General features: G+C 65.2%; 15 protein-coding genes, 2 pseudogenes and 2 riboswitches. Of the genes and pseudogenes, 4 read left to right on the top strand and 13 right to left on the bottom strand.

What is annotated here, in order from left to right; genetic code table 11:
- Positions 1–274 precede the first annotated feature (274 nt).
- The 9 genes from purU to gcvP form a co-directional block, all read right to left on the bottom strand.
- The gene (purU, locus tag ACVWZ8_RS06310) at positions 275–1,183 is read right to left on the bottom strand and encodes a formyltetrahydrofolate deformylase (protein WP_456504133.1); all 909 of its coding nucleotides are present in this window, start codon (positions 1,181–1,183) and stop codon (positions 275–277) included.
- Positions 1,180–2,646, bottom strand: a complete 1,467-nt coding sequence (gene cycA, locus ACVWZ8_RS06305; RefSeq protein ID WP_456504132.1) for a D-serine/D-alanine/glycine transporter — start codon at positions 2,644–2,646, stop codon at positions 1,180–1,182. Before cycA ends, purU begins: the two co-directional genes overlap by 4 nt.
- Complete coding sequence (locus ACVWZ8_RS06300; RefSeq protein WP_456504131.1) at positions 2,643–3,470, bottom strand: methylenetetrahydrofolate reductase; 828 nt, start codon at positions 3,468–3,470, stop codon at positions 2,643–2,645. The genes cycA and ACVWZ8_RS06300 overlap by 4 nt, the downstream gene beginning before the upstream one ends.
- Positions 3,471–3,489: 19 nt before the next feature.
- Complete coding sequence (lipA, locus tag ACVWZ8_RS06295; RefSeq protein WP_456504130.1) at positions 3,490–4,503, bottom strand: lipoyl synthase; 1,014 nt, start codon at positions 4,501–4,503, stop codon at positions 3,490–3,492.
- 69 nt (positions 4,504–4,572) lie between these two features.
- Complete coding sequence (locus ACVWZ8_RS06290) at positions 4,573–5,988, bottom strand: L-serine ammonia-lyase (protein WP_456504129.1); 1,416 nt, start codon at positions 5,986–5,988, stop codon at positions 4,573–4,575.
- A 190-nt stretch (positions 5,989–6,178) separates the two neighbouring features.
- The gene (gene glyA / locus ACVWZ8_RS06285; protein WP_456504128.1) at positions 6,179–7,492 is read right to left on the bottom strand and encodes a serine hydroxymethyltransferase; all 1,314 of its coding nucleotides are present in this window, start codon (positions 7,490–7,492) and stop codon (positions 6,179–6,181) included.
- Positions 7,489–7,872, bottom strand: a complete 384-nt coding sequence (gene gcvH / locus ACVWZ8_RS06280) for a glycine cleavage system protein GcvH (protein ID WP_456504127.1) — start codon at positions 7,870–7,872, stop codon at positions 7,489–7,491. The genes glyA and gcvH overlap by 4 nt, the downstream gene beginning before the upstream one ends.
- 32 nt (positions 7,873–7,904) lie before the next feature.
- Complete coding sequence (gene gcvT, locus ACVWZ8_RS06275) at positions 7,905–9,056, bottom strand: glycine cleavage system aminomethyltransferase GcvT (protein WP_456504126.1); 1,152 nt, start codon at positions 9,054–9,056, stop codon at positions 7,905–7,907.
- Positions 9,057–9,067: 11 nt separating this feature from the next.
- Entirely contained in the window at positions 9,068–11,968 is a 2,901-nt protein-coding gene (gene gcvP / locus ACVWZ8_RS06270; RefSeq protein ID WP_456504125.1) for an aminomethyl-transferring glycine dehydrogenase, read from the bottom strand.
- 39 nt (positions 11,969–12,007) lie between these two features.
- Positions 12,008–12,115, bottom strand: a riboswitch (glycine riboswitch).
- Between the two features lies 1 nt (position 12,116).
- Positions 12,117–12,214, bottom strand: a riboswitch (glycine riboswitch).
- 335 nt (positions 12,215–12,549) lie between these two features.
- Between gcvP and ACVWZ8_RS06265 the strand changes: the two genes are divergently transcribed.
- On the top strand, positions 12,550–14,028 hold the full coding sequence (locus tag ACVWZ8_RS06265; protein ID WP_426975731.1) for an amino acid permease: 1,479 nt from the start codon (positions 12,550–12,552) through the stop codon (positions 14,026–14,028).
- Between the two features lie 141 nt (positions 14,029–14,169).
- On the opposite strand, the gene ACVWZ8_RS06260 is transcribed toward ACVWZ8_RS06265, so the two are convergent.
- The 4 genes from ACVWZ8_RS06260 to ACVWZ8_RS06245 form a co-directional block, all read right to left on the bottom strand.
- On the bottom strand, positions 14,170–14,676 hold the full coding sequence (locus ACVWZ8_RS06260; protein ID WP_426975732.1) for a hypothetical protein: 507 nt from the start codon (positions 14,674–14,676) through the stop codon (positions 14,170–14,172).
- Positions 14,677–14,741: 65 nt separating this feature from the next.
- Positions 14,742–15,539: an enoyl-CoA hydratase/isomerase family protein gene (locus ACVWZ8_RS06255; RefSeq protein WP_456504124.1), complete on the bottom strand. Its 798-nt coding sequence runs from the start codon at positions 15,537–15,539 to the stop codon at positions 14,742–14,744.
- Positions 15,536–16,753 (bottom strand): CaiB/BaiF CoA transferase family protein, encoded by a 1,218-nt coding sequence (locus ACVWZ8_RS06250; protein WP_456504123.1) that lies wholly within the window; start codon positions 16,751–16,753, stop codon positions 15,536–15,538. The genes ACVWZ8_RS06255 and ACVWZ8_RS06250 overlap by 4 nt, the downstream gene beginning before the upstream one ends.
- A 46-nt stretch (positions 16,754–16,799) precedes the next feature.
- Positions 16,800–18,179 carry an SLC13 family permease gene (locus ACVWZ8_RS06245; protein ID WP_456504122.1) on the bottom strand — a complete coding sequence of 460 codons (1,380 nt, stop codon included), beginning with the start codon at positions 18,177–18,179 and terminating at the stop codon, positions 16,800–16,802.
- A 126-nt stretch (positions 18,180–18,305) separates the two neighbouring features.
- Here ACVWZ8_RS06245 and ACVWZ8_RS06240 point away from each other — a divergent pair, with 126 nt between their 5' ends.
- From ACVWZ8_RS06240 to ACVWZ8_RS06230, 3 genes and pseudogenes are all read left to right on the top strand, one after another.
- Positions 18,306–19,070 carry an IclR family transcriptional regulator gene (locus tag ACVWZ8_RS06240; RefSeq protein ID WP_426975736.1) on the top strand — a complete coding sequence of 255 codons (765 nt, stop codon included), beginning with the start codon at positions 18,306–18,308 and terminating at the stop codon, positions 19,068–19,070.
- Positions 19,045–19,788, top strand: a pseudogene (locus ACVWZ8_RS06235) (acyl-CoA dehydrogenase family protein); the annotation flags it as partial. The gene ACVWZ8_RS06240 and the pseudogene ACVWZ8_RS06235, both read left to right, overlap by 26 nt.
- 19 nt (positions 19,789–19,807) lie before the next feature.
- A pseudogene (locus tag ACVWZ8_RS06230) lies at positions 19,808–20,055 on the top strand (3-hydroxyacyl-CoA dehydrogenase NAD-binding domain-containing protein); the annotation flags it as partial.
- Positions 20,056–20,284: the final 229 nt, after the last annotated feature.

The raw sequence follows: 20,284 nt of genomic DNA, 5'->3' as shown, positions 1-20,284 counted from the left end.
CTCCGTACAGTAGCGCATCCCCCTCTGCGGATGAACGCCCCGTCGCCAACCCTTCGGTGTGCGTGACTCAACGATGTTGTTAACTGCTGCCTTTCGGTGATGCACGCCCAAATGCCGGTGCTCCGCGGTACGAAATTTCCCTTGCCCTCTTGACAAGAAACGCCTACATTTTGTCCGGGTGATCTGTCCGGCTGATCTAAACACCCGAGGCCGGAACGCGTGGCGCGTTCCGGCCTCAAGTCTCCGGCCATCAGCTGCCGACTTTTGGTGCAGCCTATCGCAAAATCACGGTCCGGTTGCCGAGCAGCAGGATCCTGCCCTCGCAGTGCCAGCGGACCGCGTTGCGCAGGGCGGCGCATTCGGCGTCCCGGCCCACCGCCACCAGGTCGTCCGGGGTGTAGGTGTGGTCCACGTCGATGACCTGCTGCGAAATGATGGGCCCCTCGTCCAGTTCGGCATTGACGTAGTGGGCCGTGGCGCCCACGGTTTTCACGCCCCGGTCATAGGCCTGGTGGTAAGGCTTGGCACCCTTGAAGCTGGGCAGGAAGGAGTGGTGGATGTTGATGGTCCGGCCTGCCAGCTGGGCGGAGAGGCCGTCGCTGAGGACCTGCATGTAGCGGGCCAGGACCACCAGTTCCACGTCAAGTTCATCCACGAGTTCCAGCAACCTGGCCTCGGCCTCCGGCTTGGAGTCCTTCGTGACCGGCAGGTGGAAGAACGGGATGCCGTGCCACTGGACCAGTCCCTCCTGGTCGCGGTGGTTGGACACCACGGCCACGATGTCGATCGGAAGATCTCCGGTGCGTGCCCTGAAGAGCAGGTCGTTGAGGCAGTGCCCGAATTTCGAGACCATGACCAGGACCCGGCGCTTGCGGCCCTGTGGCTCCAGCTGCCAGTTCATCTTCCATTTTTCCGCCAGGGGCGTGAAATCCCCGCGCAGCTGCTCGGTGCCGAAGGACTCCTTCGCGGAGGAGAAGTGGACGCGCATGAAGAAGTGCCCTTGCCCGCGGTCGCCGTACTGTTTGATGTCGATGATGTCGCTGCCGTGATCCAGCAGGAACCCCGAGATCGCGTGGACGATGCCGGGGGACTCCGCACAGTCAAGGGTGAGCACATGCTCGGTCAGGGCGGTATGTTCCGCCGGTTCCTGGGTGGGATTGTTCAAAGTCTGCGCGGTGTTCATTGACCCTGCCGCCCGCTGGCTGCTTCCTGTTCCAGGGCGAGTTCGGTGGCGAGGTCGGCCTGGAATGTCGCGTAGCGGGCCAGGTGGACGGGGCGCCGGCGCAGGAAGAACCAAGCAATGCCAAGAATGATGAACCAGACCGGTGTGACCAGCAGGGCCGTCAGCGTGTCCGGCTGGGTGGTCAGTGTCCAGAGCACGAAGGCGAAGAAGGCGAAGACCACCCAGACCATGGGGATGCCGCCGGGCATCTTGAACTTGGATGCCTCGTGCAGGTGCGGGCGGCGCTTGCGGAAGGCAATGTAGCTGGCCAGGATGATGGACCAGACGAAAACAAAGCAGACAGCGGACACGGTGGTCACCATGTCGAAGGCCTTGCCGATGTCCTGGCCCGCGTACATCAGCACCACGCCGGAGAGCAGCAGTACGCAGGACAGGAACAGCGCGTTCTGCGGGACTTTCCGACGGGACAGGGCTCCGAACACGGCCGGAGCGTCGCCTTCCTGCGCCAGGCCATAGACCATGCGCGACGTGGAGTAGATGCCGGAGTTGGCCGAGGACATGGCCGAGCTGAGCACCACCAGGTTCACAACGGTGGCGGCGGCACCCAGGCCGGCCAGGGAGAACATGGCGATGAAGGGGCTGTGGCCGGCCTGGAACTGGGTCCAGGGGGTGACGGACATCAGGATGATGAGGGCGCCTACGTAGAAGAGCAGCACGCGGATCGGGATGGAGTTGATGGCGCGCGGCAGGTTCTTCTCCGGATCTTTGGCCTCTGCAGCCGTGGTGCCCACCAGTTCAATGCCCACAAAGGCAAACACGGCAATCTGGAAACCGGCTACGAAGCCCATGAACTCGTTCGGGAAGAAACCGCCATGGCTCCACAGGTTGGTGAAGGTGGCCGGGCCGGCGTCGGACTGGAAACCGCTAAAGATCATGAACAGGCCCACCACGATCAGCGCCGCGATGGCGATGATCTTGATCAGCGCGAACCAGAACTCGGTCTCACCGAACGCCCTCACTGTGGCCAGGTTCAGCAGCAGCAGGATGGCGATGGTGACCAGCCCGGGGATCCACAACGGTAGACCCGGCCAGAGTTCCTGCGAATAGCCGGCAATCGCAATAACATCCGCGATTCCGGTGATCACCCAGCAGAACCAGTACGTCCAGCCCGTGAAGAAGCCGGCCCAAGGTCCGAGCAGGTCCGCGGCAAAGTCGCTGAAGGACTTGTAGTGCAGGTTGCTCAGCAGCAGTTCGCCCATCGCCCTCATGACGAAGAACAACATAAAGCCGATGATCATGTACACGAAGATCACGGAAGGCCCGGCCGCCGAAATCGTCTTGCCGGAGCCCATGAACAGGCCGGTTCCGATGGCGCCGCCGATCGCAATCAGCTGGATATGCCGGTTGCTGAGCTGCCTCTCCAGGTGCGGGGCTTGCGCCAGGTTTTCAGTCTGGGTCTTCATTTTGCTGCTCCTTGAATCGAAACGAGTTCGGTAGCCACAGGACTCGACGGCGGGGTTGCCCGGTCCGTCACCGCGTTCAGGTGATTGAAAGTGTAGAAATGGATGCCTGATACCCTGTCCGGGTGTTCGGCAAGCTCGGAAATCAGGGACGCAGGCTCGTACCTTTCCCCGCTGAGGAGCCGGCGGGCCAGCGGGCCCTTGCGGCTGAGGAATTTCAGGGAGGCGCCGACGCCGATCTGGGTGCCAAGGGCGACCAGCCTGGTCCTGGGCACGGTACCGGCGACCCCCGCCCAGACCGGCAGCTCCACGCCCTCGCGGCGCAGCAGGCCCACGTAGTCCACGATCTTCTGGGCGGAAAAGCACATCTGGGTGACAATGTGGCTCGCCAGGTGCTGCTTGGCCAGCAGTGCGTCCAGGAGGTCGAGGCCGACGACGGAGGGGTGCCCCTCGGGGTAGCCGGCGACACCAATGGAGATTCCACCGCCGGAGTACTGGGCGATGTCTTCCATCAGCTCTGCCGCCGTGCCGTAGGGTCCGGCGGCCCGCGGGGAGTCCCCGCCGATGGCAAAGACTTCCCTGATGCCGGCCGCGTCGCAGTCGCGCAGGATTCCGACGAGCTGGGAGCGCTCCTGCAGGGCGCGTGCCGCGAGGTGCGGGACCACCGCGTAGCCCAGCTGGGCCAGCTCGACTGCCGCGCGCATGGTGCGCCCGATGCCGTGGTGGGGCAGGCAGGTGATGGTGAGTGTGGTGCCCATGGGCGCAGCCGCCGTGACTTTTTCGACGATGTCTTCGGAAGGGATGATCTCTAGTCGTGTGGGGAACATCTTTGGTCCTTTACGGGTGTTAGACGCCGGCGTGCGCGGCGAGGATTGAGCTGGCTTCCTGGCGGGTGCTGCCGGAGCTTTCGATGTGGGCGAGCTCGGCGGGGATTTCCCAGCCCTTCTTGCGCATCGCGGTGGCCCAGAGGCGGCCGGCGCGGTACGAGGAACGCACCAGCGGCCCGCTCATGACACCGAGGAAACCGATCTCATCGGCTTCCTGCTGCAGGTCCACGAATTCCTGCGGCTTGACCCAGCGGTCCACCGGCAGGTGCCGCTCGCTCGGACGCAGGTACTGCGTGATGGTGATCAGGTCGCAGCCGGCGTCGTGCAGGTCCTTGAGGGCCTCGGAAATCTCTTCCCGGGTTTCGCCCATGCCCAGGATGAGGTTGGACTTGGTGACCATGCCCAGGTTGCGGCCCTGCGTGATGACGTCCAGGGAGCGGTCGTAGCGGAAGGCGGGGCGGATCCGCTTGAAGATCCGGGGCACGGTTTCGACGTTGTGCGCGAACACCTCGGGCTTGGAGTCGCAGATGGCCTGGATGTGCTCGGGCTTGCCGGAGAAATCGGGGATCAGCAGTTCGACGCCGGTGCCCGGGTTCAGTTCGTGGATCTTGCGGACCGTTTCGGCGTAGAGCCAGACGCCCTCGTCGGCGAGGTCGTCGCGGGCCACACCGGTGACGGTGGCGTAGCGCAGCTGCATTGCCTGGACGGAGCGGGCCACCTTGGTCGGCTCGAAAACGTCAACGGGGGAGGGCTTGCCGGTATCGATCTGGCAGAAGTCGCAGCGGCGCGTGCATTCGGAGCCGCCAATCAGGAAGGTCGCTTCCTTGTCTTCCCAGCACTCGAAGATGTTGGGGCAGCCGGCCTCCTCACAGACCGTGTGCAGGCCTTCCTTTTTGACGAGGTTTTTGAGCTGCACGTACTCGGGGCCCATCTGGACCTTGGCCTTGATCCACTCGGGCTTGCGTTCGACCGGTACTGCCGAGTTGCGCTGTTCAACGCGCAGCAGCTTGCGGCCTTCAGGTGCCAGGGTCATAGTTTTCTTTCTTTTTGTTGTCAGCGTGCTTGTAGGTGGGTCTGCCCTCAGTTCCCATGGGTCGCTCCTCTAGCACTCCACCACGTTGACGGCGAGGCCGCCCATGGCTGTTTCCTTGTACTTGGAGGACATGTCCTTGCCGGTTTCGCGCATGGTCACGATGACCTCATCGAGGGAGACGCGGTGCGTGCCGTCGCCCCAGAGCGCCATCTTGGCGGCGTTGATGGCCTTGGCCGCGGCGATCGCGTTGCGTTCGATGCAGGGGATCTGCACGAGCCCGCCGATCGGATCGCACGTCAGGCCGAGGTTGTGTTCCATCGCGATCTCCGCGGCGTTCTCCACCTGCCCGGGGGTTCCGCCCATGACTTCGGCCAGGCCGGCGGCCGCCATCGACGACGCCGAACCCACCTCGCCCTGGCAGCCCACCTCGGCGCCGGAGATCGAGGCCTGCTCCTTGTAGAGCACCCCGACGGCGGCGGCGGTCAGCAGGAACTTGACGATCGTCTCGTCGCGGTCCTGCTGGGTGGCCTTGTCCATGCCGGGGGCAAAGTGCAGGGCGTAGTACAGCACGGCCGGGATGATGCCCGCCGCGCCGTTCGTGGGGGCCGTCACGACCCGCCCGCCGGAGGCGTTTTCCTCGTTGACGGCCAGCGCGATCAGGTTGACCCATTCCTGCCAGTACTTCGGGTCCCGGTCCTTGTCCTCCTTCAGGAGCCGCTCGTGCCAGTCTGGCGCCCGGCGGCGGACCTTGAGGCCACCGGGCAGCAGGCCATCGCGCTTGAGGCTGACCTGCACGCAGCCCTCCATGACGGAGTAGATGTGCAGCAGTCCCTCGCGGATCTCCTCCTCGGTGCGATTATCTTCTTCATTGACCCGCATGACGTCGCTGATGCTGAGAGAGGTAACCCGGCAGTGCTCCAGCAGTTCCGCGGCGGTGCGGAACGGCAGCGGCAGTTCCTTCTTGGACTCGTCCAGTTCCTTCAGGGCCGCGTCTTCCTCGCCCTCGCGGACGATGAAACCACCGCCCACGGAGAAGAACGTGACCTCGTGCAGCAGGGCGCCGTCGGCGTCGGAGACGCTGAACTTCATGCCGTTGGTGTGGCGCGGGAGCACGGTGAGCGGGTGCAGGACCATGTCCGATTCCCCGTACGGCAGCGGCATGCCGGAGGCCGGGTCCGCGCCGCCGCCCAGGTTCAGGGTGCCGGTTTCGGCGATCGATGCGAGCCTTTCCTCGACCTCATCGGGGAGGATGACTTCGGGGTGGTATCCCTCCAGGCCCAGCAACACGGCGGTCATGGTGCCGTGGCCGCGGCCGGTGGCGGCCAGCGATCCGTAGAGGTCAACGCGCAGCGAGGCCACGCGGTCCAGCGCACCGGAGTCCTTGAGTTCACCCGCGAAGACCGCGGCGGCCCGCATGGGGCCCACGGTGTGCGAACTGGATGGTCCAATACCAATCGAAAAAAGGTCGAAGACTCCAACGGCCATGGTCGGTTCCTAACTAGATAATCGTGGCAGGGACGGTGGGTGAGACGATCAGCAGGCCCCTTTGGGACCGACATCCGGAAGCGTGCGTCTAAGGGAGCGACACGTCCGCTCAGCGGGCGTCTTCGCGACCGAGCACGCGGAGGATGCCGGTCCCAATGGGCCGCGAGCCCCGGAGCCGGTCCCGGCGCCGTTAGGCGAGATTGGCCATGCCCGGGTAGAGCGGGTGCGCGGCGGCGAGGGCCTCCACGCGGTGACGCAGACCGGAAAGGTCGGCGCCGGCGTCGGCGGTCAGGGCCTCGGCGATGATGTCCGCGACCTCCGCGAAGGCTGCTTCGCCGAAGCCGCGGGTGGCCAGCGCCGGGGTGCCGATCCGCAGGCCTGAGGTGACCATCGGCGGGCGGGGGTCGAACGGCACGGCGTTGCGGTTGACCGTGATGTCGATTTCCGCGAGGCGGTCCTCGGCCTGCTGCCCGTTGAGCTCGCAGTTGCGCAGGTCCACCAGGACCAGGTGCACATCGGTGCCGCCGGAGATCACGTTGATCCCCTTGGCCGTGACGTCCGGCTGGACCAGGCGCTCGGCCAGGATCCGGGCGCCGGCGAGGACCCGTTCCTGGCGTTCCCTGAACTCCGGGGACGCGGCGATCTTGAAGGCCACGGCCTTGCCGGCGATGACGTGTTCCAGCGGGCCGCCCTGCTGGCCGGGGAACACCGCCGAGTTGATCTTCTTGGCGATGCCGGCGTCGTTGGACAGGATGATGCCGCCGCGCGGACCGGCGAGGGTCTTGTGCGTCGTGGACGTGGTGACGTGCGCGTGCGGCACCGGGGAGGGGTGCAGCCCGGCGGCGACCAGCCCGGCGAAGTGCGCCATGTCCACCATCAGGTAGGCGCCCACGGAGTCGGCGATCCGGCGGAACTCGGCGAAGTCCAGCTGCCGGGCGTAGGCGGACCAGCCGGCCACGATCAGCGCCGGCCTGTGCTCCAGCGCCAGCCGCTCCACCTCGGCCATGTCGATCCGGTGGTCCTCCTCGCGGACCTGGTACGGGACCACGTTGTACAGCTTGCCGGAGAAGTTGATCCGCATGCCGTGCGTGAGGTGCCCGCCGTGCGCGAGGTTCAGGCCCATGATGGTGTCGCCCGGCTTGATCAGCGCGTGCATGACCGAGGCGTTGGCCTGCGCGCCGGAGTGCGGCTGCACGTTGGCGTATTCCGCACCGAAGAGGGCCTTGACGCGGTCGATCGCGAGCTGCTCGATCACGTCCACGTGCTCGCAGCCGCCGTAGTAGCGCTTGCCCGGGTAGCCCTCGGCGTATTTGTTGGTCAGCACGGAGCCCTGCGCCTGCATCACGGCCACGGCGGTGTGGTTCTCCGAGGCGATCATTTCCAGGCCGTTCCGCTGGCGGGTGAGTTCGTCGTCGATCTTCGCCGCGATTTCCGGGTCCAGCTCGGACAGGTCTGCGTCCAGGCTCGGCGAGACAACCTGCTCAATGACGGATGTGTTGCTCACAGTTCACCACCGTTCGCAGCAGCGTATTCCTCGGCCGACAGCAGCGGGCCCTCGGACTCCACCGCGACCTTGAAGAGCCAGCCGGCACCATAGGGGTCCGTGTTGATCAGCGCGGGGTCAGCGGCGACGGCGTCGTTGATCTCGGTGACCTCGCCGGTGACCGGAGAGTACAGGTCCGAAACGGATTTGGTGGACTCAATCTCACCGCACGTCTCACCGGCGGTCACGGTGGAGCCGACCTCGGGCAGGTCAACGTACACGATGTCGCCCAGGGCGTCGGCGGCCACGGCGGAGACACCGATCACGGACGGTCCGGAGCCGTCAACGGCAACCCACTCGTGCTCTGCAGAGTACTTCAGTTCAGCAACTACCTTGCTCATATCAAATTCCTTAGGGTCGAAAGGGAGAAGAATTACTTCTGGCGCTTGTAGAACGGCAGGGCGACGACTTCGAAGGGCTCGGTCTTGCCGCGCAGATCGATGTCCAGGACGGTGCCGGGTTCGGCGTGCTCGACGTCGACGTACGCCATGGCCACCGGGTAGCCCAGGGTGGGGGACGGCTGGCCGGAAGTGACCTCGCCGACGAGGGTGCCGTTCTTCAGGACCGGGTAGTGGCCGCGGGCCGCGCGGCGGCCCAGGCCCTTGAGGCCCACGAGCTTCTGACCGGTTGAGGTGCCGACGCCGGCTGCCTTGATCGCGGTCAGGGCTGCCTTGCCGATGAAGTCGCTTTCCTTGGCGAGCGAGACAACCGGGCCCAGGCCTGCGGCGTAGGGGTTGCCGTGGCGGGAGAGCTCGTTGCCGTAGAGCGGCATGCCGGCTTCCAGGCGCAGCGAGTCGCGGCAGGCCAGGCCGGCCGGGATGAGCCCGCGGCTCGCACCGGTTTCCAGCAGTGCATCCCAGAGGCCTGCGGCGTCCCCGTTGGGCACGTAGATCTCGAAGCCGTCTTCGCCGGTGTAGCCGGTGCGGGCGAGCAGCAGCTCCTGGCCATTAATCTCTACCTCGACGGCGGCGTAGTACTTCAGCTCGGTGACGAGGGAGTGCTGTTCGGCCGGGACCAGGGTCAGCAGAATGGCCTCGGCGTTGGGGCCCTGGACGGCGATCAGCGAGGTCGCGTTGGAGACGTCCTCCACCACGACGTCGAAGCCTCCCTCTTTGCCGGAACCGGCCCTTTCGGCCAGCGCGGCGGCGACCACCTTGGCGTTGCCGGCGTTGGGAACCACCAAGTACTTGTCGGTGCCGTCGGCCCCCGCCGGACGGCGGTACGAGATGAGGTCATCGATGATGCCGCCGTCTTCCTGGCAGATCAGCGAGTACTTGGCCTTGCCCACGGCGACCGCGGAGAGCTTGCCGGCCAGGGCGTAGTCCAGGAACGCCGCGGCGTCGGGGCCGGTGACCCAGACTTCGCCCATGTGGGAGAGGTCGAAAAGGCCGGCGGACTGGCGGACCGCGTGGTGTTCGGCCAGCTCGGAGTCGTACTTCAGGGGCATCTGCCAGCCACCGAAGTCGGTGAAGGAGGCGCCGGCCTTCTGGTGCTGCTCGTAGAGAGCGGTGTAGTTCTCAGTCATCGGGGAAATCCTTAGTTTTCGAAGTCTGCTGTGTTGTCCTCGAAAGCTTCGAGGGGTGGGCAGGAGCAGACGAGGTTGCGGTCACCGGCTGCGCCGTCGATGCGGCCCACGGGCGGGAAGTACTTGTCCTGCTTGAGGTGGTGGACCGGGAAGGCTGCCTGCTCGCGCGGGTAGTCGCGGTTCCAGGCGGAGGAGACGACGGCGGCCGCGGTGTGCGGTGCGTTGCGCAGCGGGGAGTTCTCCAGGGTGAAGTCGCCGTTGGCGACCTGCTCGATCTCCTGGCGGATCGTGATCATGGCCGTGATGAAGCGGTCGATCTCGGCGAGGTCCTCGGACTCGGTGGGCTCCACCATCAGCGTTCCCGCCACGGGGAAGGACAGGGTGGGGGCGTGGAAGCCGTAGTCGATGAGGCGTTTGGCCACGTCTTCCGCGGTGACCCCGGTGCGGGCGGTCAGTTCACGAAGGTCCAGGATGCATTCGTGGGCCACGAGTCCGCCTTCACCGGTGTACAGGACCGGGAAGGACTCGTTCAAACGGCTCGCGATGTAGTTCGCAGCCAGCAGCGCGGACTTGGTGGCCTCCGTCAGGCCCTGGCCGCCCATAAGCTTCACGTAGGCCCAGGAGATCGGCAGGACACCGGCGGAGCCGAAGCGTGACGCGGAGATGGCCACGCCAGTCCCTGGCACGGAAGCGCCGGCTTCGTGCGCGGCCTTGTTGGCATCGCCCGGCATGAAGGGTGCCAGGTGGGCCTTGGCCGCGACCGGGCCGACGCCCGGGCCGCCGCCGCCATGCGGGATGCAGAACGTCTTGTGCAGGTTCAAGTGGGACACGTCGCCGCCGAACTTGCCCGGCCGGGCAAGGCCCACCAGCGCGTTCAGGTTGGCGCCGTCCACGTAGACCTGGCCGCCTGCCGCGTGCACGGAGTCGCAGACCTCGCGCACGTCGGCGTCGTACACGCCGTGCGTGGACGGGTAGGTGATCATGATGCAGGAAAGCGCATCCTTGTTGGTGTCGATCTTCGCGGCGAGGTCCGCGTGGTCGATCGTGCCGTCAGATGCCGTGGCGACCACGACGACCTTCATGCCGGCCAGCACTGCCGAGGCGGCGTTGGTGCCGTGGGCCGAGGCTGGGATCAGGCAGATGTCGCGGTGCTGATCGCCGCGGGACAGGTGGTAGCCGCGGATGGCCAGCAGGCCGGCGAGCTCGCCCTGGGAACCGGCGTTCGGCTGGATGGAGACCTGGTCGTAACCGGTGATCTCCGCCAGGTCAGCTTCCAGGCCATCGATCAGTTCACGCCAGCCCTCAGTCTGGGAGTCCGGAGCAAACGGGTGGATGGAGGCGAACTCCGGCCAGGAGATGGCTTCCATTTCGGCCGTGGCGTTCAGCTTCATGGTGCACGAACCCAGCGGGATCATGGTGCGGTCCAGCGCGAGGTCGCGGTCGCTGAGCTTGCGGATGTAGCGCAGCAGCTGGGTTTCGGAGCGGTGCGTGTTGAACACCGGGTGCTGCAGGAAATCGGAGGAGCGCACCACCGAGCCGGGCAGCTCAAAGCCCGTTGCAGAGCCAACCGGACCGGCGCCAAAGGCGACGGCTACCGCGGAGAGGATCTCCGGCGTCGTGGTCTCGTCAATGGAGACACCCACCGTGTCCGCGTCGATGGAGCGCAGGTTGATGCCGCGGGCTTCCGCCGCGGCGATGACCTTCTTGGCCTTGCCCGGGACGCGGACGGTGATGGTGTCGAAGAAGGACTCGGAAACGAGTTCGCGGCCGGCCGTCTTCAGCGTGGTGGCGAGGGTGCGGGCGTTGCCGTGGACGGTCTCGGCGATGGCCAACAGGCCTTCGGGGCCATGGTAGACGGCGTACATCGAGGAGACGATGGCCAGCAGTGCCTGCGCGGTGCAGATGTTGGAGGTGGCCTTCTCGCGGCGGATGTGCTGCTCGCGGGTCTGCAGGGCCAGACGGTAGGCGGGGATGCCGGTGTTGTCCTTGGAGACGCCGACGATGCGGCCCGGGAGGGTGCGCTCCATGCCTTCACGGACGGCCATGTAGGCGGCGTGCGGGCCGCCGAAGAACAGTGGAACACCCAGGCGCTGCGCGGTTCCGACGGCGATGTCCGCGCCCTGCTCACCCGGAGGGGTGATCAGGGTCAGGGCCAGCAGGTCCGCTGCGACCGTGACCAGCGCGCCGCGTTCCTTGGCGGCGGCAATCACGCCGGACTGGTCCCACACGCGGCCGGAAACGCCCGGCTGCTGCAGCACGATGCCGCTGATCTCGCCGTCGGGCAGGCCCTGGGAGAGGTCCGCGACCTCCACCTCGAAGCCAAGCGCCTCGGCGCGGCCCTTCACGATCGCGATGGTCTGCGGCAGCACATCGGCGTCCAGGACGGTCTTGCCGCCGGCAGCGGATTTGTTCTTGTTGGCGCGGCGCATCAGCAGCACGGCTTCTGCCACCGCGGTGGCTTCATCCAGCAGGGAAGCGTTGGCCACCGGGAGGCCTGTGAGGTCCTGGACCATGGTCTGGAAGTTCAGCAGGGCCTCGAGGCGGCCCTGGGAGATTTCCGGCTGGTACGGGGTGTAGGCGGTGTACCAGGCCGGGGCCTCGAGGATGTTGCGGCGGATCACCGGGGGCGTGACGGTGTCGTAGTAGCCCTGGCCGATCATCTGCACGGCCGTCTTGTTCTTTGAGGCCAGGCGGCGCAGCTCGGCAAGAACCTCAACCTCGCTCAGCGCGTTGTCCAGGCTGAGGGCGGTTTCCTGGCGGATCGAGTCGGGAACGGCAGTGTCCACCAGGCCATCAACGCTGTCGTAGCCGACAGCCTTGAGCATGGTGTCGATGTCGGCCTGGCGGCGGGCACCAATGTGACGGTCTGCAAACGTGGAAAGGGACGACTGAATCGTCATGAGGAACTCCATAATTCAGGTGGCACTAAGGGTGCCACGATGATTCGGGTTCCTCCCCGCTCTGTCTTGGACCTGAGAGATTCCGCAGACCCTGCTGTTACAGGGTGCCGCTTGCACCGTCGGTGAGTAAGGCCGGAGCCTTGCTGCTTTCCAGAGTTGCCTTGCCGCGGCGGTACATGGGCCTGAGAGATTCCTGGGGAGGATTTGCTCCTACGGCGCCTGCTGAATGTACCGGCAGGACTCTCCCGCCGCAGTTCATAAGCACGCATCACTCGTAAGTGACGCGCTTCACACACTAGCTGCTTTCCCGACTGCGTGCAAGAAAAATAAGTCATTTTTATCCGAGTGTGGTCCCTCTTGACATTGTCGAGTGACGGTGTTCACAATTGTCGCTGTGACTTCGGCAACGACGCCAGCCACCCTGATTCTCCGCTCCTGAGTCAACGGAAGCGGACTAAACAATCCCTGACGAAACTCCCGGATCCGGCCGAGTGATGCGTCACTCGAGGCCCGCCAGCGCTGCTGCACGCGTCGGCGCCGGCGTTTTTTGCGCCCATTTTGGCGCACTCCACCGCACACAGGAAAGAATCCATATGACGGAACTTCGTTCGACCCTCACTGCCGACGGAACAGCCCCAAGGCCTTCATCGCCCCCGCACCTTGCACGCTCGCTGAGCAACCGGCACATCCAGCTCCTGGCCATCGGCGGCGCCATCGGCACCGGCCTTTTCATGGGTTCCGGCAAGACCATTTCGGTGGCCGGGCCCTCCGTGATCTTCGTGTACATGATCATCGGCTTCATGCTGTTCTTCGTGATGCGGGCCATGGGCCAGCTGCTGCTGTCCAACCTGAACTACAAGTCCTTCAGCGACTTCGCCGGCGACCTCCTGGGCCCCTGGGCCGGCTTCTTCACCGGCTGGACCTACTGGTTCTGCTGGGTGGTCACCGGTGTGGCGGACGTGATCGCGATCGCCGGCTACGCCGAGCAGCTGTGGCCGGGCATCCAGCTCTGGGTCCCGGGCGTTGCCACCATCATCATCCTGCTCCTGCTGAACCTGCCCACCGTGAAGGCCTTCGGCGAGACCGAATTCTGGTTTGCGCTCATCAAGATCGTGGCCATCGTGGCGCTGATTGTGGTGGGCCTGGTGATGATCTTCACCGGCTTCCAGTCCAACGCCGGCACCGCCAGCTTCACCAACCTCTGGAGCCACGGCGGCTTCTTCCCCAAGGAATTCATGGGCTTCGTGGCCGGTTTCCAGATCGCCGTGTTCGCGTTCGTGGGCATTGAACTCGTGGGCACCGCCGCGGCCGAAACGAAGAACCCGGAGCACAACCTGCCCCGCGCCATCAACGCCATCCCGCTGCGCGTCATGCTCTTCTACGTCGGCGCCCTGATCATCCTGATGTCCGTCACCCCGTGGACCGAGTTCCAGGCCGGCCACAGCCCGTTCATCGGCATGTTCTCGCTGGCCGGGCTGGGCATCGCAGCGACCGTGGTGAACCTCGTGGTGCTGACGTCCGCGATGTCCTCCGCCAACTCGGGCATCTATTCCACCTCGCGGATGGTGTTCGGGCTGGCCAACGACGGCGACGCCCCCAAGCTCTTCGGCCGCCTCTCCACCCGCAAGGTCCCGCAGAACGCCCTGTTCCTCTCCTGCGTGCTGCTGCTCGCCGGCGTGGCCCTGCTCTACGCGGGCAAGGACGTCGGCGTCGCGTTCGACATGGTCACCACCGTGTCCGCCGTCTGCTTCATGTTCGTCTGGTCCATCATCCTGGCCAGCTACCTCGTGTTCCGGAAGCGCCGCCCCGAACTGCACCAGGCCTCACCGTTCAAGATGCCCGGCGGCATCCCCATGGTCTGGGTGGTCTTCGCGTTCTTCGCGTTCCTGATCTGGGCCCTGACCACCCAGCCGGACACCCTCACCGCGCTGCTGGTCACGCCGATCTGGTTCGCCATCCTGGGCGGAGCCTACGCCGTGGTCCGCAAGTCTCCGCTGCACCAGGCCCGCGTGGCCGAGTGGAAGGCCATGGCAGAGTCGGAAACCCTGGCCGCGGAAGCAGCCGCAGTCTAGGAGCCACCGCTTAAGCACGGCGCCGGAACCCGAGATGGGTTCCGGCGTCGCGCTTTAAGGGACTGCTTAGGACTCGGCCTTGCTGTCATTTTCCGAAGACGGGTGTCGCGGAATGTCCGAAGTCCACCCAGGGTGGGAGTCTTATCCGCGGCTTCTGAGCCGGATTGTCCGTGCCTGGTGGATGGCAGCCAGGGCAACCGCGCTGGCGGTGAGTCTCAGGGCGTGGACCCTGTACCACCGCTTCAGCAGGGGGTTGCGGCGCATCTCGCTGAGCGGTTGTGGGCTGAAGAACAGGTCGGGGTTGATGGACCGGAGCAGGTATGCGGTAGCGGCCGCACCCGTCGTGGAGCTGGCTGCAGCCACTATGAGCCAGACCCTGCTGTTGGAATGATTCCAACCCGCCGCGAGGGCAGCGATGGCGGCAGGGGCGTTGATCGGGGCGATCGGGGCGTAGTAGCGGCCGGGGCTTCCCGCTCCAAAGGGGGACCGCGGGAGTTCACGGCTTGCTTCCGAGGCCGCGACCCGGTGCGGGATTTTGACGAGGGCCTCATAGAGATTGCCGAAGAACCAGTGCGCGTGGCTGAACTCCGCTACACCCAAGAGCCGATCAGCGAGCAAATCTCGACGGCCTGAGGAAATCTGTCCCATGCCCACAATCTACCCCCGATGCTCAGCGCCGGGCCATGTCCATGTGGACGGTCGCCGGGACCGCATCACCCGGGCCATCTAAACCGCGGCTGCTCCCGGTTCAGGAATGCGTTGATGCCGATTCCCATGTCCGGGCTGTCTGGCATGGCTGCCCAGGCGTCCTCCCATTCCTTGTCAATGCCAGAGTGATTCATGTCCGTCAGGTTCACCAGGTGCTTCATGGAATGCATTGAAAAGCGGGAGTGGTTCAGGAGGGAGCTGACAATGGAGCTGCACCGCTCCTCAAACGCATCGTCGGGAACGGCCTCGGCCACCAGGCCGAGGGCCTGGGCTCGGGCTGCGGTAAACGCCTTGCCGGTGAGGAGAATGAATTTCGCGTTGGCGTGCCCGACCTGACGCACGAGCCGCTCGATGCCGGGCCGGGGGTAGATGATGCCGATCTTGGCCGGGGTGATGGCGAATACGGAGCGTTCGCTCGCGATGATGAAATCGCAGGCTGAGGCGATCTGCCAGCCCCCTCCCATGCAGGCACCGTCAACCATTGCCATGGTGGGTTTCGTGATCGATGCGATGGCTTGGTCGGCCCGGCTCAGTTGGTCGACGCTGGTGTCATCGTCCTGCCGGTCCAGAAGCACCGAGGACAGTTCGCCGATGGCCGCGCCCGCGCAGAACGTATTGCCAACGCCGCGAAGTGCCACGACGGTGACGTCAGGATCGGCATCAAGCCGTGGCATCAAGTCCTGGAGCTCCAGGCACATGGTCTTGGTCAGGGCGTTCCGCTGGGTGGGATTGTCGATCTCGACTGATGCCACCCCGCCGGTGATGCTGACGTTGATTCTGGGGTTGCGTGCTGAATTGCTCATCGCCGCGCTTCTGCCGTTTCCTTGTTGGTCTTCAAGTGGCCATTGGCCTCAAGCCGCTCGATGTCGTCGTCGGAGAAGCCAATCTCCCGCAGGACCTCCGCGGTGTGTTCGCCCAAAAGGGGAGGCGGTGACAGAATCTCGCTGGCCTCGCCGTCGAGACTCAGAGGCCCCCGCAGAAGCGGCAGTGCGGAACCGTCGCGCCGCCGGCTCTGCTGGACCAGACCCAGAGCGGCCACCTGCTGGGATGCCAGGGCTTGCGTGTAGTCGTAGATCGGACCGCACGGGATGCCTGACTGGTTGATCATCGGGACCCACTCCGCGGCGGCCTTGGAAGACAGCGCCGATTCAATAAGCTCCGTCAGCTGGTCTCTGTTTGCCGAGCGGTCCGCGCCGGTGATGAACCGGGGATCCTCCACCGCCAGTTGAACTTGGAGCAAATCGCAGAACGCCCGCCACTGCTTGTCATTGCCGACGGCGATGTTGATGGGTTCCGTGGCGGTCTTGAATATGCCGTACGGGGCGATCACCGGGTGGTTGTTTCCCTGAGGAAAGGGGGTCTCGCCGAGGCTGAGGGCTCTCTGGCCCTGGAACGCCGAAAGGTTCAGTGCCGTTTCCAGCAGGGACGTTGATACGCGGCTGATGGAGTGGCCGTTGCTCCGTCCCAGCAGTGCTGAGACGATGCCGAAGGCGCAGACCATTCCTGAGGTGATGTCCACAATCGGTACGCCTACACGGTAGGTGTGCCCGGGATCGGCGCCGGTGACGGACATGAGTCCGGACATTCCTTGGATCACCTGATCCAGGCCAGCGTCGTCCTTGAGCGGGCCGGCGGCGCCGAAGCCGGTGACGGACCCGACGACGAGCCGGGGGTTGAGCTCTTCGAGGTGCTCCGCGGTCAGCCCCATTTTCTCCAGGGTGCAGGGCTTGAAGTTCTCGACCAGGACGTCCGCCCCGGCGATCAGCCTGCCCAGGATTTCCCGTCCCTCCGGGGAGTAGAAGTCGAGGCAGACCGATGTCTTGTTGCGGTTCACAGAGTCGAAGTAGAGGCTGTGGTTGTCCTGGAACGGCGGCCATTGGCGGGCTGTGTCGCCGCCGTTGATGCTCTCGACCTTGATGATCTTGGCGCCCATGTCGGCAAGCAACGCGGTGCAGTACGGGCCGGCAAGCGCCCTGCTGAGGTCAACCACGGTGACTCCGTGGAGTGGCTTGATCATGATGGATTCCCTAATTCGTGTGGCACGGAAGACGGTTGAGCGATGTTCACAAGCTGGCAGGGATGACGAGCGCGCCGACCAGCATGAGCGGGCCGACCACCACCATTGAGAGGCCCCAGCGCGTGAGCAACTTGGTGATACGCGGCCGTTCGTCCTCATCGACGGTGGCCACAAAGGTGGCGCCGACCGTGGAGAATGGCGAGACGTCCACGATGGATGAACACACGCCCAGGGCGGCGATGACTGCCCAGCCGGCGATGTCCCCGGACGCGACCAGCGGCAGGGCCAGCGGCACCAGCGCCGCGAGCATTCCGGTTGTGGAGGCAAAGGCAGAAACCAGGCCGCCGATGGCGCAAATCACGAGCGCAGCAAGAAGCGGAGTCCCGGCGCCGGCGGCTGCTTTGCCGAGCAATGCGACGGCGCCCATGGTCTGAAGCACTCCGACGAACGTGATGATGCCGCCGACCAGAAGGACGGTGGACCAGTCGATCTTGGAGACTGCCGTCTTGCCCGAGTTTGGATCGCAGAGCGTCAGGACTGAGGCGAAGGCGAAGCAGAGGATGCCGATGTCCGGATTCCCGCCAAGGAGCGCCATCACGCTGACTGTCAGGACCAGGCCTGCCATGCAGAGCACGGTGATGATCTGGTTCCGGTTCATCTTTTCCGCCGCCGCCGCCACCGCACCCGGCTCGTCCAGAACCTGCACCCCGTGAGCCACGACCCGCCGGCTCCGCGCGGCATTGCCGTCGCGCTCAAAGGGGTGCGAGGGATTCGGGCGGCTTGTACTGAACCGCGGCAGATTGCCGAAACCGTCGGCGGTGCGGGTGTTCAGCAACTTGAAGCCGCCAAAGAGCACATAGGCGGCAGCGACCAGGAGCAGGTTTGCGCCAAGGGCGACGGTGAACAGCACCAGCGGGTCAAGACCGATTCCCGCGGCGCGGGCCGTTCCATACGTAACGATGCCGAACAGGCTGGTGGGGGCGAAGGCGCCGGCACTTAGGCCGGAGCCCATCGCGATGCCCATGAGCATGCGGTCGATTTTGTATTTCTTCGCCAGCGGCATGCCGATGGGAGCCATGACGAGACCGGCCAGGGGCGATCCCATGGCCGAGATCCCGGCGGTGAGCGCGAAGAACGCGAGGGGAAGGAAGAATGCCCTGTCCCCGACCTTGCTAATGGCTAGTCCGATAATGCGGTCGATGGTGCCATTGGCCTGGGCAATGGCAAAGAAATAGGTCACACCGACCAAGAGGACCAGGATCCCGACAGGGAAGCCCGCCACCACTTTCTCGATTGTCATGCCTGCCATCCAGATGCCGACGCCGGCGGCCGCGGCAAACATGAGCACGCCGATGTGCACCTTGCGCAGACTGGCCACCGCAAATACGCCAACAAAAATGACTAAAGCCGCAATTTGAATACCCATAGGGTCCGTTCTCCAATCAAACATCATCGGTCCACTGGTTGAACCACCGGTTCATTTCTGGAAGTCGGCTGTAATGTAGATCACTAAAGTGGGGCGGTCAAGGGCCAGCGATGATCAGGAGGTCGAATGAGCACTCAAAGCGTCGTCACGGCAATGAGGGTTCTCGAAGCCGTATCGGATAACCAGCCGGCGGGCCTGTCCGAACTCAGCCGCGAGGTCGACGTCCCCAAAGCCACCGTGCTGCGCATGCTCCGGACGCTCGGCGAACTTGGGTGGGTGGCGCAGTCAGAGGCGCAGGCCGGCAAATGGGTGCTGACCAACCATGCCTTTGCTGTGGCCAGCCGGGGCAGCAGCGGATCCGCGATCCGGGACGCCGCGATGGGGCCGTTGAACGGCCTGCAGCTGGACACCACCGAGACGGTGCACCTGGCCGTGCCGGACAGGCGCTTCATGTTGGTACTCGAACGGCTCGACACCCCGCACGTGCTGCGGGCCTTCCTGCCTTTGGGCTCGCGCGTGCCCATGCACGCTTCGGCCACCGGGATCGCGTACCTGGCCGCAGCCGAGGAGAGCTACGTGGACGAATACCTGTCCGTTCCGCTGGACGCCGTTACCCCTCAGACAGTGGTGGATCCGCCGTCGCTTCGGCAGATGATCGCGGACACCCGGGACCGCGGATTCTCCATCAACGAACAGGGCCTGAGTACCGGAATCACCTCCATCGGCGTCGCGTTCCTGGGCCCGGGCCAGGCGCCGGCCGGATCGATCTCGATCTCGGGTCCGTCGAGCCGGATTGTCCGCGAAAAATTCGATGAATACGGCCAAGCCGCCGTTGGAGCCGCCCGGGATATCAGCCGGGCGCTAGGCTCGTACTCGTCCAAGAGGTACTGACTCCGCGGCTGACGCCGGCTTCCTGCTGAACGGGGAGAAGAAGTGGATCGGCAACGGTTCCATCGGCGGCATGACGGTAGTCTGGGCCCGGGCCGAGGACGGCCAGGTGCACGGCTATCTGGTGCCCCAGAACTCCCCCGGCTACACGGCGACCACGATCGAAGGAAAGTCTTCTCTTCGGGCCATCTGGCAGGCCCACATCCGGCTGGAGAACGTCTTTGTCCCGGCCGAAAATGTCCTGCCGGGCGCCAACTCCTTCAAGGACACCACCCGGGTGCTGCTGGCCACCCGGTTGGGGGTCGCCTGGTCCGCTGTCGGCCACGCCACCGCCTGCTATGAGACCGCGGTGCAGTACACGGCGCAGCGCCAACAGTTCGGCCGCCCCCTGGCCGCCTCGCAGATCGTGCAGGAACGGCTGGCCCGGATGCTCTCCGAACTGGCAACCATGCAGCTGATGGTCATCCAGATGACCCGTCTGGATGAGGCTGGAAAACTCACCCCGGTGCAGGCATCGCTGGCAAAGTACACGTGCACCAGAACTGCGCGGTCCATCGCTTCGAACGCGAGGGATCTGCTCGGCGGCAACGGCATCCTGCTGGCCAACCGGGTCGCCCGGCACATGGCGGACATCGAAGCGATCCACACCCACGAGGGCACCGAAACCGTCCAAGCCCTGATCATCGGCCGCTCCATCACCGGCATCTCCGCCTTCAATTAAAGCGGCCGCCGCCGGCATCTCCGAGCAACTGCTGGTCCGGGTCCAGGACGCCCTCGCCGAAGAGATCGGACTCATGCTCGACGAAGGTGTCGTCGCCACCGCCCAGGACTTCGACCTGTGAATGATCACCGGGGGCCGGCTGGGCCCCTGCACCTGGGCGGCATCGCCCCCTACGTGGAGCGGACAGGAGCCTCCGAAAGAGTCAACGGGCGGTTGTTCCGTCCAGCCTCGAACGAGGAACTACCGGATCGCCAGCATGCCCTTTAGCGGATACGGAGTGAGGCAAGCCGCACCCGGACCGTCGACCCTGTCCACGTGCTTATGGGGGAGAGGGCAGCGAGGCGGTCGTCAGTCCCACTGCCCGGGCCGGACCCGTGGAACCAACTGCTGTCTCGACTTATTGACCTCTGCCTTCCTACGTGATCCGGGCTCAACACCAGACCGTAGGCGAAGATCGTCCCGTAGGCGCCGCCCTCGGCCAGATCCGCGGTGGCGG

The sequence above is a fragment of the Arthrobacter sp. UYCu723 genome, from assembly GCF_054059215.1.
The sequence above is the reverse complement of the archived record's forward strand: the minus strand, read 5'-3'. Positions and strand labels throughout refer to the sequence as shown.

Excerpts from the sequence above, each read along its gene's own strand:
- gcvP (WP_456504125.1), bottom strand. The coding sequence starts at position 11,968 with ATGGAGTTCCTCATGACGATTCAGTCGTCCCTTTCCACGTTTGCAGAC.
- gcvT (WP_456504126.1), bottom strand. The coding sequence starts at position 9,056 with ATGACTGAGAACTACACCGCTCTCTACGAGCAGCACCAGAAGGCCGGC.
- ACVWZ8_RS06250 (WP_456504123.1), bottom strand. The coding sequence starts at position 16,753 with ATGATCAAGCCACTCCACGGAGTCACCGTGGTTGACCTCAGCAGGGCG.
- gcvH (WP_456504127.1), bottom strand. The coding sequence starts at position 7,872 with ATGAGCAAGGTAGTTGCTGAACTGAAGTACTCTGCAGAGCACGAGTGG.
- purU (WP_456504133.1), bottom strand. The coding sequence starts at position 1,183 with ATGAACACCGCGCAGACTTTGAACAATCCCACCCAGGAACCGGCGGAA.
- cycA (WP_456504132.1), bottom strand. The coding sequence starts at position 2,646 with ATGAAGACCCAGACTGAAAACCTGGCGCAAGCCCCGCACCTGGAGAGG.
- ACVWZ8_RS06240 (WP_426975736.1), top strand. The coding sequence starts at position 18,306 with ATGAGCACTCAAAGCGTCGTCACGGCAATGAGGGTTCTCGAAGCCGTA.
- ACVWZ8_RS06260 (WP_426975732.1), bottom strand. The coding sequence starts at position 14,676 with ATGGGACAGATTTCCTCAGGCCGTCGAGATTTGCTCGCTGATCGGCTC.
- ACVWZ8_RS06300 (WP_456504131.1), bottom strand. The coding sequence starts at position 3,470 with ATGTTCCCCACACGACTAGAGATCATCCCTTCCGAAGACATCGTCGAA.
- ACVWZ8_RS06245 (WP_456504122.1), bottom strand. The coding sequence starts at position 18,179 with ATGGGTATTCAAATTGCGGCTTTAGTCATTTTTGTTGGCGTATTTGCG.
- ACVWZ8_RS06290 (WP_456504129.1), bottom strand. The coding sequence starts at position 5,988 with ATGGCCGTTGGAGTCTTCGACCTTTTTTCGATTGGTATTGGACCATCC.
- ACVWZ8_RS06255 (WP_456504124.1), bottom strand. The coding sequence starts at position 15,539 with ATGAGCAATTCAGCACGCAACCCCAGAATCAACGTCAGCATCACCGGC.
- ACVWZ8_RS06265 (WP_426975731.1), top strand. The coding sequence starts at position 12,550 with ATGACGGAACTTCGTTCGACCCTCACTGCCGACGGAACAGCCCCAAGG.
- lipA (WP_456504130.1), bottom strand. The coding sequence starts at position 4,503 with ATGACCCTGGCACCTGAAGGCCGCAAGCTGCTGCGCGTTGAACAGCGC.